Origin of the sequence: Hymenobacter sedentarius, assembly GCF_001507645.1 — a bacterium.
In the GTDB taxonomy this organism is placed as follows: domain Bacteria; phylum Bacteroidota; class Bacteroidia; order Cytophagales; family Hymenobacteraceae; genus Hymenobacter; species Hymenobacter sedentarius.
On record NZ_CP013909.1, the window covers coordinates 3,117,505 to 3,133,332 of the forward strand.

Genomic DNA, 15,828 nt, shown 5'->3' on the forward strand with positions numbered 1-15,828 from the left:
GGAAATCAATGCTCTTTATGTCCCGTTTTTCATTTCTGGTATTTCTTGGGTTTTGGGGAGTGGCGGCATTGCCGGCGTTGGCCCAGGCGCCCGCTGCCCCCGCGCCCGCCCCAACCGATACCGTGCGCCTCACGTTGCCCGACGCCGAGCAGCGCTTTTTCCAGAACAATCTGGCCGTACTGGCCCAGCAGTACAACGTGACGGTGGCCCAGGCCCAAGCCATTCAGGCCCGCCTCATCGACAACCCCACGGTGACGCTGGAGCAAAACGCCATCAACAAAAACATCAACCGCGACCATTTCGATGGCCGCGCCCCCGGCGAGGTGGTGCTGCAGGTGCAGCAGCTGTTTTCCATCGCGGGCCGGCGCCGGGCCGCCAACCGCGTGGCCCAGCAAACGGCCGTGGTGGAGCAGTACAACCTACAGGACCTGCTGCGCACGCTGCGCTACCAGCTGCGCACCACGTACTACGACCTGTTCTTTAAGCAGCAGACGCTGAAGGTGTACAACACGGAAATTGCCTCGTTGAGCCGCACCGTGGGCCTGTACCAGACGCAGTACGAAAAGGGCAACGTAGCCCTGAAGGAGGTAATTCGCCTGCGGGCCTTCCTCTTTGCGCTGCAAAGCGAGCGGCAAGCCCTGCGCAACGATGCCGCCGCCGAGCAAACCGACCTGCACGTGCTGCTGCGCGACCCGGCCGGCAGCCAGTACGTGCCGCAGGTGAACCTGGCCCGCACCCGGGACCTGAATCTAAACGGCTACACCGAGCAGCAGCTGGTGGATACTGCCCAGGTGCTGCGCACCGACCTCAACGCCCGCCGCGCCGCCCTGGAGCAGCAAAACCTGAACCTGCGCCTGCAACAGAAGCTGGCCACGCCCGACCTGGCCGTGGGCTATACCTACGACAAGGCCGGCTCCTACATCAACAACTACCACGCCGTGACGCTGGGCATGGCCGTGCCGATTTTCAACCGCAACCAGGGCAACATCCAGGCCGCCAAAGCCCAGGTGGCCGGCGGCAAGCTGCAGGTTGACCAGCAACAGCTCGTAGTGCAAAGCGAAGTGCACCAGGCCTACCAGCTCGCGGCCCGCAACGACGAGCTGTTTCAGAGCACCGACCGCGACACGGCGCCCTTTGCGCGCCTGATGACCGGCATTGAGCAGAGCTACGCCAAGCGCGTGCTGAGCGTGGTGGAATACCTCGACTTCTACGAGTCCTACAAGAACAACCTGGTGCAACTCAACACCCTGCGCGCCAACCGCGTGCGGGCGTTCGAACAGCTCAATTTCGCCGTGGGCAAGCCGGTATTCCGGGCGGAGTAGCAGATAAACCCCTTTTTAAACGGGCTGCTTAGCGCCGCCAACGCCTCCCGCGCGGGGCCATCAATCCATCATCCCCAATGGGGCGAGCGCGCTGCTTTGGCCAACGCCGCCCGATGTTTTTTTAGTAACCAACGGTAATGAATCGCATTTTTCTCCCCTTGCTGGCCGCTGTGGCTTTGGCCAGCTGCACAAAGCCAGAAGCCAAAGAAGAGCAGAAGCCGGCCTTCCGGCTTTCCGATACCATGATGCACCAGATAGTGCTGGACACGGTGCGCGAGCGGCCGGTGCAGGACGAGCTGGTGCTGACCGGCGAAATCATGTCGGACGGCGACAAGACGGTGAAGGTGTACCCGCTGGTGGGGGGCGTGGTGGAAAAGCTGAACGTGCAGCTGGGCGACAAGGTGACCAAGGGCCAGGTGCTGGCGGTTATCAAATCGAGCGAGATTGCCGATGTGCAGAACCAGACCACGGCGGCCACTTCGGACCTCGACATTGCCAAGAAAAACCTGGCCGTGGCCGAAGACATGTTCAAGGCCGGGCTCAACTCGGAACGCGACGTGGTGCTGGCCCGGGCCGAGGTGACGAAAGCCCGCGGCACGGTGGGCAAGAACCTCAAGCAGCTGAGCGTATTCGGCATCGGCAAAGACGGCGTGTACGAGTTGCGGGCGCCCATCTCGGGCTTTATCACAGAGAAAAACGCCAGCGAGCACGAGCAGTTCAACCACGACAACGTGCAGCACCTGTTCACGGTGAGCAACCTCGACGACGTCTGGATTATGGCCAACGTGTTCGAATCGGATATCTCGAAGGTGAAAGTGGGCTACTCCGCCGACGTGACCACGCTCTCGTACCCCGACAAGCACTTCCGCGGCAAGATTGACAAGGTCTTCAACGTGCTCGACCCCGAGAGCAAGGTGATGAAGGTGCGCGTGCGCCTTGAAAATCCCGGCTACCTGCTCAAGCCCGAGATGTATGCCCAGGTGCGGGTAGAAAATACCGAGGGCGCCAAGGCCCTGGCCGTGCCCGCCAAAGCCGTGGTATTTGACAAGGACCGCAATTTCGTGATGGTCTTCAAGGACCGCGCGCACGTGGAAACCCGCCCCGTGACCATCAGCAAAACCGTGGGCGACTACAGCTACGTGGCCTCGGGCGTGAAGCCCGGCGACGTGGTGATTGCTAAAGAACAGCTGCTCGTGTACGACGAGCTAAACGACTAGCTCTTTCTGTCATGCTGACGAACCGAAGGTCGGCCTCAGCCAAGGAAGCATCTTATCACGGCTGCTTTCGCCAGAATTACTAACCCGTGCTGCGCGGAGGTGATAAGTTCCTTCGCTGCGCTCAGGATGACATACAACCATGAATAAATTCATTTCGGGCATTGTTGCCTTCTCGCTGAAGAATCGGTTTTTCGTCTTTTTCATGACGGCGCTGCTGGTGGCTGGGGGCGCCTACAGCTACGTGCACACGCCCATCGAGGCGTTTCCCGACGTCACGAACACGCAGATGATAATCGTGTCGCTCTGGCCCGGCCGCTCGGCCGAGGAGGTGGAGCGGTTTGTGAGCACGCCCATTGAGGTGGCCATGAACTCGGTGCAGATGAAGAGCAACATGCGCTCCATCAGCATGTTCGGTTTGTCAGTGCTCAAGATTAACTTCGAGGACAACGTGGAGGACTTCTTCGCCCGGCAGCAGGTCAACAACCTGCTGCAGAGCGTGAACCTCCCACTGGGCTGTGAGTCGCATGTGCAGCCGCCGTACGGCCCCACCGGCGAGATTTTCCGTTACACGGTGCAAAGCCGCACGCCGCGCACCACCAACGAATTGCTGGCCATTCAGGACTGGGTAGTGGAGCGGCAGCTTAAGTCGGTGCCCGGCGTGGCCGACATTGCGGCCTTCGGCGGCACCCGTAAAATCTACGAAATCAGCGTGAACCCCGCCATGCTGGCCAAGTACGACATGACCCCGCTGGAGGTGTACGATGCCGTGCAGAAGTCAAACCTGAACGTGGGCGGCGACGTGATTGAGAAGAACTCGCAGAGCTACGTGGTGCGCGGCATTGGCCTGCTAACCAAGCCCGAAGACATCGGCAACATCATCGTAAAGGACCAGAACGACGTGCCCATACTGGTGCGCAACGTGGCCCAGGTAACGGAGAGCAACGCCCCCCGCGTGGGCCAGGCCGGCCTCGACGACCAATCGGACGTGGTGGAAGGCATTGTCATCATGCGCAAAGGCGAAAACCCGGCCGAGGTGCTGGGCCGCGTCAAAGCCAAAATCGCCGAGCTCAACGAAAAAGTACTGCCCGAGGGCGTGTACCTGAAAACGTTCTACGACCGCGACGTGCTGATGGACCACTGCACGCACACCGTGATTCACAACCTGATTGAGGGCATTGTGCTCGTGACGGTGATTGTGCTGCTGTTTATGGCCGACTGGCGCACCACCCTCACAGTGGGCATTGTGATTCCGCTGGCGCTGCTGTTTGCCTTTATCTGCCTGCGGCTGAAGGGCATGAGCGCCAACCTGCTGAGCATGGGCGCCATTGATTTCGGCATTATCATCGACGGCGCCGTGGTCATGGTCGAGGGCATTTTTGTGGTGCTCGACCACAAGGCCCACCAAGTGGGCATGGAGAAGTTCAACAAGCTGGCCAAGCTGGGCATGATTAAGAAAACCGGCGGCGAGCTGGGCAAGGCCATTTTCTTCTCCAAGCTGATTATTCTGACCTGCCTGCTGCCCATCTTCTCCTTTGAGAAAGTGGAGGGCAAGATGTTCAGCCCCTTGGCCTACACGCTGGGCTTTGCGCTGGTGGGCGCCCTGATTCTGACCCTGACGCTGGTGCCGGTGCTGTGCTCGCTGCTGCTCAACAAAAACGTGAAGGAGAAGCACAACCCGGTGGTGAACTTCTTCGACCGCATCGTGACCGGCGCGTTTGCCTTCACCTACCGGCACAAGCTGCTGAGCGTGGGCACGGCGCTGGCCGTGGTGGCGCTGGGTTTGTACTCGTTCAAGTTCCTGGGCTCGGAGTTCTTGCCAGAGCTAAACGAGGGCGCGCTTTGGGTGGAAACCAAGCTGCCCATGTCGTCGTCACTCACCGAAACCAACAAGATGGCGGCCAACTACCGCCGCATCCTGCGCTCGTTTCCGGAGGTGACTTCCGTATTGAGCCAGACGGGTCGCTCCAACGACGGCACCGACCCCTCGGGCATCTACTACGTGCAGGCCCAGGTCAACCTCAAGCCCAAGGAAGAGTGGAAGCGCAACATCACGAAGGAGCAGCTGATTGACGAGATGGACAAGAAGCTGAAGGAGTACCCGGGCATTGTGTTCAACTACTCGCAGCCGATTATTGACAACGTGGAAGAAGCCGTGGCAGGCATCAACGCAGCCCTGGCCGTGAAGATTTTCGGCAACGACCTCAAAGCGCTCGATGGCAAGGCCAACGAAGTGTTTAAAGTGCTGAGCACGGTGCCGGGGGTGAAAGACCTGGGCATCCTGCGCAACCTGGGCCAGCCCGAAATGAGCGTGAAGCTCGACCAAACCCGCATGGCCGCCTACGGTGTGCAAACCGCCGACGCCCAGACCGTGGTGGAAATGGCCGTGGGCGGCAAAGCCGCCACCCAAATTTACGAAGGCGAGCGCAAGTTCGACGTGACGGTGCGCTACCCCAAGCAGGACCGCGACACCGAAGCCAAAATCGGCGAGCTGCGCGTGCCAACCATCCGCGGCAGCAAGGTGGCCCTGAAGGAAATAGCCACCATCAAAACTGAAAACGGCCCAGCCTTCGTTTACCACGACAACGGCCAGCGCTTCATCGCCGTGAAGTTCAGCATCCGGGACCGCGACATGGGCTCCACCATTGCCGAGGCCCAGAAGAAGATGGACAAGGCCATCAAGCTCGACAAAGGCTACCGCATCGAGTGGGCCGGCGAGTTTGAAAACCAGGTGCGCGCCACCAAGCGCCTCACCCAAGTGGTGCCGGTGTCATTGGTCATCATCTTCATTTTGCTGTTCATCACCTTCGGCAACGGCAAAGACGCGGCCTTGGTGCTCACCAACGTGCCGTTTGCGCTCATCGGCGGCATCGCGGCCCTGCACCTCACGGGCGTCAACTTCAGCATCTCGGCGGGCATTGGCTTCATCGCCCTGCTCGGGATATGTATTCAGAACGGCATTGTGCTGATTACGGTGTTCAAAGAGAACCTTCGCAAGAAGCTGAGCCTGGCCGAAAGCCTGCGCCTGGGGGTGGCCTCCCGCGTGCGCCCCGTGGTGATGACGGCCCTCATGGCCATGATTGGGCTGTTTCCAGCGGCACTGAGCACCGGCATCGGCTCCGAGACCCAGAAACCTTTGGCCATCGTGGTGATTGGCGGGCTGGTGACAGCTACGGTGCTCACGCTCCTGATTTTCCCGCTCATTTTCGCTTTCTTCTACCGCGAAATGCACCAGGATGGCCCCACGCCGGAGCAGGTGGAAGCGGAGCGGCCCGTGCTGGTGGGGGCGTAAGCCTAGCGCTGGTTGCAACGCCAACCGTCGGGATGAATTCGTGTGGGCCGCTGGCCACTCACTGGAAATCCAACTGAAAAGCCCGGCCGTAGGTAATTTGCGCAAACCAACCGCTGCAATGGCGGTTGAGAGCAACTCCGTTGGCTCAACGGCCCGCGGGTCCCCGATTATTTCCCACCAGATTTTTCTATGTCCGATACCCACGCCCAGGTTCAAGATTATTACGGCACCCAACTGCAAACCAGCCAGGACCTGCTCACCAACGCCTGCTGCACCGACGATATTCCGCTAGCCCACCGACGCATTCTGGCCCAACTCGCGCCCGAAGTGCTGGATAAATACTACGGCTGTGGCGTGTGCGTGCCCGATGCCATCGAGGGCCTCACGGTGCTGGATTTGGGCAGCGGCTCGGGCCGCGACGCCTTTTTGCTCTCCAAGCTGGTGGGCGAAAACGGCCGCGTTATCGGCGTCGACATGACTGAGGAGCAGCTCGACGTAGCCCGCCGCCACGTGGCGTTTCACACCGAAAAGTTCGGCTACACCCAGCCCAACGTGGAGTTCCGCCACGGCTACATTGAAGATTTGCTCGCCGCCGGCCTGCCCGATAATAGCGTGGACCTGGTGGTGAGCAACTGCGTGCTCAACCTCAGTACCGACAAAGAGGCCACGTATCGCGAGATTTTCCGGGTGCTCAAGCCCGGCGGGGAGCTGTTCATCGCGGACGTTTTTGCCGACCGCCGCGTGCCCGAAGCCCTCCGGCAGGACCCAATCCTTTACGGCGAGTGCCTGAGCGGCGCCCTGTACACCGAAGATTTCCGGCGCCTGCTCCTGAGCCTGGGCGTGCACGACTACCGCCTGTTTTCGAGCCGCCGCCTCACCATCAACAACCCCGAAATCGAAGCCAAAGTTGGTAACATCGGCTTCTATTCCTTTACGGTGCGCGCCTTCAAGCTCGACCTGGAAGACCGCTGCGAAGACCACGGCCAGGTAGCCACCTACCTCGGCACCGTGCCCGGCCAGCCCACCCAGTTTGTGCTCGACGACCACCACACCTTCGAGACCGGCCGGCCCATGCTGGTGTGCGGCAACACCGCCGCCATGGTCAGCGACACCCGCTACGCGCCGTATTTTCAAGTGGTAGGCGACAAAAGCCGGCATTTTGGCTTGTTCGACTGCGGCCCTACACCGGCCACGGCCAAGGCCTCGGGAGAAACATTAGGCGGCAGCTGCTGCTAGGGTCTGTGCCTGATAAAAGAAGGCCTGCTCATAAAAGAACGGTCATGCTGAGCGCAGCCGAAGCATGACCGTTCTTTTATTTGGAAATACGAGTCGCCCACTACCGCGTTAGGCGGGCTTTCAGGTTGGCCATTAGGCCAGTAAGCTCTGGAGCGGTGCGGGTCAGCAAAACGCCCGCGCCGTATACCACCGTGAGAATGCTGCCGCGCAGCAGCAGCGTGAGCCAAGCGTTGGGCAGTTCGGGCGGGGCCCAGGCGGCCAGGCCGGCCACTGCGGCCACCGCCAGAATGCGCGCAATGCGGCCATCAAACGGCTGCATGCCGTAGGTGCGCCACACAAACCAGGTGCGCGCCGTGTTGATGCCGACCAGCGCAATGCAGTAGGCCAGGGCGGCGCCGGCCAGCCCCAGCCACGGAATCAGCAGCCAGTTGAGCACCACCACGGCGGCAGCCAGCGAGATGTTGAAAACCAGGTCGAAGCGGTAGCGGGGCGAGGTCGCCACGATGATGCCGTTGACCCCCGTGATGCCATCGACAAGCCGGCCGGCCAGCAGCAGGAGCACCGCCGTGGTGCCTACCGCATACTCCGGCCGGTGAATCAACCCGTAAATGAAGTTCAGGTTCAGCCCAATGCCCAGGGCCAGGTAGCAGCCCAGCAGCGTGTTGATGCGGGTGCTGCGCCGGTAGAAGTCGGCCATCTTGGCCATGTCGCCTTCCTTCCAGTACTCGGCGATAAGCGAAAAAGCCGTTTTGTAGAGCGCCCGGAAAGGCAGCACCAGGGCGGTGCTTACGTTGGTGGCAATGAGGTAGATGCCGGCCATGGCAAAGCCTTTTTTGGTGCCCACCATCAGGCTGTCGATGTTGAGCAGCACCGTGCCTGAAATGTTGCTCAGCAGCACAAAAGCCCCGAAGCCCAGCATCTCGCGCAGCGGCTTGATGCGCAACGCCGCCCGCGTGGGCCGCAGGTGCAGCTCGCCAATGGCCGCCAGGTAGGCCGCAAGCAGCAACGCCACCACGGCATACGCCCCCACATACGCCAGTACGAAGCCATGGAAGGTCAAAAAGCCCTGGCTATAGGCCACGGCCGCGCCCACCAGCATGAGCCGCAGCAAAATCTCCTGGCAAAACGAGGAAAAAGACGTGTGAAACAGCGAGCGCAGGTAGGCATCCTGCAGCGAGCCCAGCATAATGCAGCCCGCCAGCCCAATGGCCGCCAGATAATGCGGCGCCAGCAAATCCGCATCGCCCTTGGCGTACCACTGCAACAGCAGCGGCTTGCCAACCCACATGAGCAGCGACACCACTCCAAAGCCGATGAGCGGCGGGCCAAGCAGCAGCGGCAGAAACCCCGCGTGGTTGCGCCCCTGGTTGCGGAAAAACGGGAAGTAGCGCATGCCCGCATTCGCAAAGCCAAAGGCTGCCACCTGTGCCCCAATGGTGGCCATGGGCACCAGCACGCTGCCTACCAGACCAATCTGGGCCGGCGACAGCAGCCGCGGCAGCACCAGAATGGTATTGGCAAAGCCAATGGCCAGGCCCACATAAGAAATCAGGGTGTTGCGGATGCCCTGGCGCTGAACGATGCCCAAAAGAGTGCGGGAATGAGGAAGTGAAGAAGTTGGGCTAAACGGAAAATTGCTGACAGATTTCGCGCCCCGTGAGGAAGACGGCTCCCCGCTGGCTCAGGTGCTGCATGATTTCGTGAAACTGACGGGGCCCGGTGGTCTGGTTGGCGGGGTCAAAGTTCTCATTGTGCCAGAGCACCGAGGCCACCCCGCCAAACCGCTCAATCTCAGCAAACAGCGGCGTCAAAGCCGGTAGGATTTCTTCCGGGCCCAGTTGCAGGTAGTGGGGGTGGTGCAGGGTTGCATCCATCACCTGGAGCGGGATTTGCAGGAAGTGGTGGCTGGTGCCGGTTTCGAAGTTGAAGGGGTAGAAGGGGTGGCAGTAGGAATTGCGGAAGCCAAAATGCTCGGCAAAGCCCAGCGTGGAATCGTAGGCAAAGCCGGCGTTATCGACTATAGCGGGCGTGCGCCGGGGCTCCCAGCGCAGGTAATGAAAACGCAGCCCCTGTGGCTCAATTTGCAGGGAGTGAAGCTCCTTCGCAAGCTGCCGCACCTCGGTTGCCGTGCCAATGCTGCCGTGCAGGCCCAGCTCACAGCCCTGCTTTTTTAGCTCAGCGAAGCGTTGGCGTAGGGGCGGCGTGAGCCGGTAATCCGCATTGGGAGTACCATCGGCGCTCGCCTGGTGATTCGGGAGGATGAAAAAAGTAGACTTCGCGCCGTGTGTGGCTGTTGCTTTCGCCACGGCTTCTAGGTTGTCCCAGGCACCGGGCCGGGTGAGGTGTTGCCAGACTTTGCGGCCGAAAGTAGCCCAATTTCGCCGCTGCAAGGCAGTCTTGGCGGAGGCTTTCCAGCCGCTGCGCAGGTTGTCGATGTCGTGGCTGATGAAGGCGGCGAACGGGGCTTTTCCAGCCCAACTTCTTGGCTTTAGCTCTTGGCCGGTTACGTGTTCGATGGCCGTCTTCAGCACATCGAAATAATAATTAACCACGGGCAAGGCCACAAAGCCATACTGCTGCTGCACACTTTCGGCATAAGGAAACCGCCCATGCCGGTCGCGCGCCGCCGAAAAGTATTCCTGCCAGCCGCTCAGCAGGTAAAAAGCAGCAGCTATGATATCGGCATTGATGGTGGTGCGACCCGGGCTCAACTCCAGTAGCGGCGCCTCCGGGGCGGCATCAAAAAAGAACGGCACCAACTGGCCCCGCCATTCGCGCCGGTTGGGCGGCGCCGGGTAGGGGAGCGTGCCGCTGAAAAAGTCGCCCGCGCCCTCCCGAACTTCGATGGTGGGCCGGGCTGCTGCGTAACCGATGCTGACAGCGGGCACCCGCTGGTAAGCCAGCTCAAAATGCCGCAATACATACGCCAGCCGTACCTCGGCCGAAACCGGTGTAGCTACCAGCGGCGGTAGCAAAGCAGAAGGAGCAGCGGCAGGCATTGCAGCAAAAGTACGGTGGGGCTTGCCCGCGTTCGCTAGCGCCGAGGCTGGGCTTCGAGCCACTGGTTGAGCAGGGCCAGGGTGCGGGGCTGGCTGCAGCCTTCGTCCGGTGTGCCGAGGGTGGCGTTGTAATAGGCGGCGCGGCGGTAGAGGTCGGCGGGCTTGTGCTGGGCGTACCGGCGCAGCGCCGCCGCCAGTTCCACGGGGTTGTTGGCGCGCTCTACCAGCCCGTGGGCGGCGTAGCCGTAGTAGTCGTCGGTGTGGGGGTTGGTGCCGAAGCGGTAGTAAATGCTGGCTACGTTCAGCAGCGTGGCTTCTAGGTGCGTGGAAGTATCGGCTGCCACCAGCGCATCCTGCCGCAGCAGAAAATCGAACACGTTTTCTTCCCGCGCGCTCGACCATTGTAAGTTGGGCAGCAACCGGCGCAGTGGCTCAAAGTCGCGCCCGTCGCTGGGGTGGGGACGCAGGGTGAAGGTGAGTTCCGGCAGCTCACGCAGCAGGTACACCAGCGCCTCGGTCAACGGCTCCAGCGGGTCATGGATGTTGCAGGCCACACCCACGCGTCGCACGGCTGGCGCGGTGTTGCGCCGGGCCAGGTAGGCGTCGGCTTTGGGCATGCCCACCAGTTCCACTTGGCCCTGCACGGGGCCGCAGCGGCGGTACTTGTCCAGGGCGTCCTGGCCTTCCAGCAGGCTGAGGTCGAAGCCCAGGGGCGGGAAGTTGGCACTTACGCTGGCGTGCTGCACGTAGGCCGTGGGCACGCCCTCGGCGCGGCAGGCCAGCAGCAGCGAGCGGGTGTCGTCGTTGTGGTCGTTGGAGAACACCACGGCGCGCGGCCGGTAGTGGCGCAGCGCCCGGCGATACACCTCGTAGTAGCCGATGGCGTAAAAAATGAAGTCAAAAAAACGCCACGCCCGGCGGCCATCGGTGCGCAGCAGCCCAACGAAGGCCAGTGGAAACTGCCAGTAGTACAGCAGCTTGCGGCGCAATGAGAGCCGGTTTACCGTGGCATTATACCGGCCAATGTGCTTGGCTTGCCCGGCCACCAGCACGGCATCGGGCCGGGCTTGTTGGATGAACTCCAGCGCGTCGTAGTTGTTGGCGCTCACCACGTAGAGCCACACTTTGCCGTGCAGGTCCTCTCGGTTCCGAATGGGCTGAAAGATGTTGCCCACCAGCCGCAGGCCCGCGTAGCCCAGCACCCGCGCCAGCCGTTTCAGCGGATTGGCGGGCGAGATGCTGGCCAGGGCCGCTGCGGGCAGCGCTGCAAACACCGCCGTGAAGCGCAACTGCAGAATGTCGCGCAGCCGCGCAATAAGCGGCAAGGTACGCGGCGGCATTAGAGCGCCTCCCACGTCAGGGGCGTGCCGGGCTTCAGGTCGCGGGTGGCTTTGCGGCCCAGCACCACGTCCCAGTGCCGGGGCCAGAGGCCGTCGCCGGGGCGAATGATTTTCAGGTTTTTCGTAGTGAATTCCTCGCCCGCGGCAATGGGCTGAGCCACGTAAATGCTGCGCTTGTAGAGGCGGCTTTTTTCTTCGCCGGTCTGGATGCAGAGCTGCACCGTGCCCAGGGCCTGGTGGGCCCGCTCGGTTTCTTCCACCAGCATTTTCAGCTCGTGGGGCTCCAGCGAAAAGGCGGAGTCCACGCCGCCCTCGGCCCGGCTCAGGGTGAAGTGCTTTTCGATGACGCAGGCGCCCAGCGCCACGGCCGCCACGCTCGCGCCCACGCCCATGGTGTGGTCGCTCAGGCCGATGGGGCAGCCGAAGGTTTCGGCCAGCACGGGGATGGTGCGCAGGTTGGTGTTGGCCGGCGAGGCGGGGTAAGTGCTGGTGCACTTAAGGAGCACCAGCTCGCGGCAGCCGGCTTCGCGCAGCACCCGCACGGCGTCGTCGATTTCGGCCAGGGTGGCGGCCCCGGTGCTCACAATCACGGGCTTGCCGGTGGCGGCCACCTTGCGCAGCAGCGGCCAGTGGGCATTTTCAAACGAGGCAATTTTGTAGGCCGGCACGTCCAGCGTCTCCAGAAAGTCTACCGCCGTCTCATCAAACGGCGAGCTGAAGGCCAGCATGCCGTGCTGCCGGGCCCGGGCAAACAGCTCGGCGTGCCACTCCCAGGGCGTGTGCGCCTCTTCGTAGAGCTTGTACAAATTCTTGCCCTCCCACAGCGACTGGCCTTCTTCGTCGATGGCAAAGCCCGTGTCCATGGTAATGGTATCGGCGGTATAGGTCTGCAGCTTGAGGGCATCAACGCCGGCAGCGGCAGCAGCATCGACCAGGGCCAAAGCGCGCTTCAGGCTCTGGTTGTGGTTGCCCGACATTTCGGCGATGATAAACGGCTTGTGAGCGGGGCCAACCGGACGGCCACCGATGGTAATTTCGGTCATGTTTGACGGGAAGCGAAGTAGGGCGACAAAGGTAGGGCTCCGCGCAGGCAAGGCCTGACAATTACTCGTAGCCCATCGTGGATTAAGGCATCGCAGGAGTGTTTTTGCCAAAGATGTACCAACGCAAGGGGTACTGTCAGCCCTACCTTTCCGAGTCTCCGAAACTCATCTCCTAACCAGGTTTCGTAAACTTTGATTGGTAGACGATTTTCGTAAACTCAATACACGCCGTGGAAGACGATTCTAAGCCCTCACGGGAATGGCAGGCCGTTAATTTTGCGGTTCAGGGAAAGGAGCCATTAATCATAACGGAGCCATACATAGAGGATGATGGCAAAATAGTTGAGCAGTGCCCACGCCACGGCAAAGGTCCGGTCTTGGACTTGCTGGTGGCTTCGGGAGGCAACAAACCGCTTGACAATGGCCACATAGCGGTCGTGGCGAATAAAGTACTGATAGTAGCCAACTAACAGCAGGGCACCCCCGGCGACCGCAATCCCAGGATGAACGATTAGGCGAAAGAAGTGCCCTGAAGCAAAAAGCAGGGTGAGCAAAAGGCAGTAGTTGCTGCTGGCCATGATAACCGTTGCCTTCGCCTCGGGAAAGTCGTCTTTCCGCAACCAGCCGAAGAGCAGGTAGTGGCAATAAAAGACGTAGTCAATGAAGGGCATCTGGCGTTGTTACTGGTCGTGAAAGTACCGCTGCGCCCTTCAATAAATCGGTTAGTTACTTAAAGCCTCGGTCCTGCTAAAGGGCCGGGGCTTTTTTGTGCCTGGAAGCCCGGGCCGCCAACGTGCTGCCGTCCGGTTCCTCGCCGGACTACCGGCCCCTTTTCCGCCGCGCCGAAAGCAGCCAGATGCCGCCGGCCAGCAGCGCCAACGCGGCCCCCCGACGGCGGCTTTGGCCAACGCCGGTGCCGGCACGGCGGGTCTCGCCCGGGCAATGGACGCGTCGGTGAAGGGCTGCCGGTTGGTGACGGCCAGAATCAGGCGCGTGGCTTCGGCGGGTTGGTCCCACTGTGGAAAGTGGCCGCAGTGCTCAAACCAATACAGGCGGGCGTCGGGGAATTTCGCCAGCGCCCGTTTCGACTGGCTCGGCAAACACACCCGGTCCTGCCGGCCCCAGCCGATGAGCAGGGGCCCGGGGATGCTGCCCTTCGCCGCGCCCTGCTGCGCTTCGCCGTGCGCCAGCTGGTCGAGCAACTCGTCGAAGGCGGGCGAGTGGGCGAAGGTGTACATCTCGTCGCGGGCCTGCTGCGCATCCACGGCCCAGGGGCGGGCGGAAAACTGCGGCAACAGCACCGTGCGGCCCACCGCCGAGCTGGCCAGGGCGGGCATCACCGGCTGCAGGGCCTTCACCAGCTTTACCGACACGTCCACCGAATGGTAGAAGAACGGAATCTGCCAGCCCTGCCAGAACCCGCCCGGGTCCAGCGACACCACCGCGCCGAGTACGCCGCCGCGCCGGGCCAGCTCCAGTACCAGGCGGGCGCCCATGGAGCTGCCCACGGCATCAATCCCGAGCAGGTCGTGTTGGGTGAGAAAGCCCGTCACCGCGTCGGCCAAGGTGGCGATGGAGTGGATGCCGTTCAGCTGGGGGGTTTCGCCGTGGCCGGGCAAATCGACGGCAATAACGTCGCGCTCGGCGGCCAGGGCGTCGATAATCGTGTTCCAAGACCGCCAGCTGCCGCCGATGCCGTGAACCAGTAACAGGGGACGGCCGGTGCCGCGGCGGACAAAATGCAACTCCATAAAAGGGAAGAATAAAAACGCGTGAAAAAGAACGTACCGCCCTGTAACAGCCGGCCCGCCGAAATGGCTAAACGAGGCCTGCCCAAAAACGAAATACGGCCCCGAAGGGCCGCAAGCCGCGGGGTAGTGCCCGTGCCTTCCAATGGCCCGCGGCAGACCCGTCGCTTTCACGGCCCTTTTCGGGCCCCTTAGCCTACGGCCGGTTACGGTCGGCTTTAAGGTGCCTCATCACCAGAGCAACCACCTGCGCCCTGTTCTGCAACAGCCACGGGCCGAAGGTAAACGAGGCCCGTTCACTTGAAGGAGGGTATGTTTAGCAATATGCTGAACCCATCACCTAGTATTCGAGCAATTAGAATGCTTTCTGTAATGAGTTTGGGCCTTGTATGCCTTGCACATGCATCAAGCGCGCAAGTGCCCAATTTGCAGGCGTATAAACAAGCCAAAGTTATTCTTCACATCGATAAGACCCCCAAGAAGAAAGTAGAGGGGGTGACTTTTTTCTTTGGTGGAGGCCCCGGCAACGACAGCATCCTTTTTTATGTTGAGAATCGCCGGCTTCAAACCATCGTGCCCGCCCCTGTTTTTCAAGAGGGCAATTGGCTAAAAAGTATCGGCGAGGTGCATTTCGGCTTGAACCACCCGCCCAAGACCATTCGCGTGATTGCTGTTTCGCTAAAACAGAAACAGTACATCAGCTTGCGTGTAGACCGCCGGTACCAACTGATTCGCATGGATTTTTATCCTGATTCGTCTTATGTGACGAAAACAAACAGACCCCTAATTTTTGAGTAGTTCCGTTCACGGCAAGGGCGGTTAAGAGTCTATCAAAACGGTAATTTAAACCATACACCTCAACCATAAGCCTTATGCAGCCAGTTCCCGCGGGGGCGTGCAGAGCGAGGTTACAAAATCTTCCGTCAGCTCATCCAGCGAGTGAATGCGCCGGTGCGCTTCGTGGGCCTCATCGGCTTCGAGGTGCGCGTAGTTGCCTCGCATAATGCGCACCGTACGAAACCCCAGGGGCTTGATGCCTACAAAGTCCTTGCGCGGGTTGTCGCCCACGTAAATTACCTCGCCGGGGGCCACGTGTTCGCGCCGACAAATCAAATCAAACACGTGCGGGTCGGGCTTGGCCCGGTGCCGGCCATACCGGTTGGTGAGGTAGGCATGGCGCACGCGGCCGGCCAGGCCCAAGCCAGTCACCTTGCGCGCCTGCACTTCCTTATGGCCATCGGTGACGATATAAAGCGGCTGGCTACTGAAGCGCGTGAGGCAGCGCTCGGCATCGGGATAGAGCGCAAGTGCCGGAATATGATGCCGATAAGTCCGCAGGCAAGCGCCAACCAACGCTTTGGACCAGCGGCCGTGCTGGTGCAGCACGTTATCAAATACCTCGCCCCGGCCCATGGTGGCTTCCTCGGCAATCATGCCCGCGGCCAGCGCTTCGGCCGGCACGCCCAGCAGCGGGCTCAGGAACTCGGCCACCGCCCGGAAGCCGCTGTGCACGTAGCTCAATTCGGGGTAGAGCGTGTCGTCGAGGTCAAAAACGAGAACGGGCATGGCGCTGCGCTTAATGAGGAATGAATAATTAAGAATGAGGAATTGGTCGCTGGGCTAATGCTTCATTC

12 protein-coding genes are annotated in these 15,828 nt (G+C 61.2%); 5 read left to right on the forward strand and 7 right to left on the reverse strand.

Translation table 11 applies throughout. The annotated features are described in order from the left end of the window. Positions 1-17: 17 nt before the first annotated feature. From AUC43_RS12800 to AUC43_RS12815, 4 genes are all read left to right on the forward strand, one after another. Positions 18-1,322 (forward strand): TolC family protein, encoded by a 1,305-nt coding sequence (locus tag AUC43_RS12800; RefSeq protein ID WP_199243445.1) that lies wholly within the window; start codon positions 18-20, stop codon positions 1,320-1,322. Between the two features lie 137 nt (positions 1,323-1,459). Next, entirely contained in the window at positions 1,460-2,539 is a 1,080-nt protein-coding gene (locus tag AUC43_RS12805) for an efflux RND transporter periplasmic adaptor subunit (protein ID WP_068194144.1), read from the forward strand. A gap of 139 nt (positions 2,540-2,678) precedes the next feature. Next, positions 2,679-5,828, forward strand: coding sequence for an efflux RND transporter permease subunit (locus AUC43_RS12810; RefSeq protein WP_068194147.1), 3,150 nt, complete (start codon positions 2,679-2,681; stop codon positions 5,826-5,828). Between the two features lie 189 nt (positions 5,829-6,017). Beyond that, positions 6,018-7,064: a methyltransferase domain-containing protein gene (locus AUC43_RS12815; RefSeq protein ID WP_068194151.1), complete on the forward strand. Its 1,047-nt coding sequence runs from the start codon at positions 6,018-6,020 to the stop codon at positions 7,062-7,064. 100 nt (positions 7,065-7,164) lie between these two features. Here AUC43_RS12815 and AUC43_RS12820 read toward each other — a convergent pair whose 3' ends face one another. The 6 genes from AUC43_RS12820 to AUC43_RS12845 form a co-directional block, all read right to left on the reverse strand. Then, complete coding sequence (locus tag AUC43_RS12820; RefSeq protein WP_068194154.1) at positions 7,165-8,652, reverse strand: oligosaccharide flippase family protein; 1,488 nt, start codon at positions 8,650-8,652, stop codon at positions 7,165-7,167. A gap of 34 nt (positions 8,653-8,686) precedes the next feature. After that, the gene (locus tag AUC43_RS12825) at positions 8,687-10,063 is read right to left on the reverse strand and encodes a DUF7033 domain-containing protein (protein WP_157781065.1); all 1,377 of its coding nucleotides are present in this window, start codon (positions 10,061-10,063) and stop codon (positions 8,687-8,689) included. A 35-nt stretch (positions 10,064-10,098) separates the two neighbouring features. After that, on the reverse strand, positions 10,099-11,403 hold the full coding sequence (locus AUC43_RS12830; protein ID WP_233254005.1) for a glycosyltransferase family protein: 1,305 nt from the start codon (positions 11,401-11,403) through the stop codon (positions 10,099-10,101). Further along, entirely contained in the window at positions 11,403-12,446 is a 1,044-nt protein-coding gene (pseI, locus tag AUC43_RS12835) for a pseudaminic acid synthase (RefSeq protein ID WP_068194160.1), read from the reverse strand. Before pseI ends, AUC43_RS12830 begins: the two co-directional genes overlap by 1 nt. A 299-nt stretch (positions 12,447-12,745) precedes the next feature. Continuing rightward, positions 12,746-13,117: a hypothetical protein gene (locus AUC43_RS12840; RefSeq protein ID WP_068194163.1), complete on the reverse strand. Its 372-nt coding sequence runs from the start codon at positions 13,115-13,117 to the stop codon at positions 12,746-12,748. Between the two features lie 51 nt (positions 13,118-13,168). After that, positions 13,169-14,197: an alpha/beta fold hydrolase gene (locus AUC43_RS12845; RefSeq protein ID WP_071885911.1), complete on the reverse strand. Its 1,029-nt coding sequence runs from the start codon at positions 14,195-14,197 to the stop codon at positions 13,169-13,171. Between the two features lie 357 nt (positions 14,198-14,554). Here AUC43_RS12845 and AUC43_RS12850 point away from each other — a divergent pair, with 357 nt between their 5' ends. Continuing rightward, positions 14,555-14,992 carry a hypothetical protein gene (locus tag AUC43_RS12850; RefSeq protein ID WP_157781066.1) on the forward strand — a complete coding sequence of 146 codons (438 nt, stop codon included), beginning with the start codon at positions 14,555-14,557 and terminating at the stop codon, positions 14,990-14,992. A gap of 72 nt (positions 14,993-15,064) precedes the next feature. On the opposite strand, the gene AUC43_RS12855 is transcribed toward AUC43_RS12850, so the two are convergent. Further along, complete coding sequence (locus tag AUC43_RS12855; RefSeq protein ID WP_068194168.1) at positions 15,065-15,760, reverse strand: HAD family hydrolase; 696 nt, start codon at positions 15,758-15,760, stop codon at positions 15,065-15,067. Between the last annotated feature and the right edge of the window lie 68 nt (positions 15,761-15,828).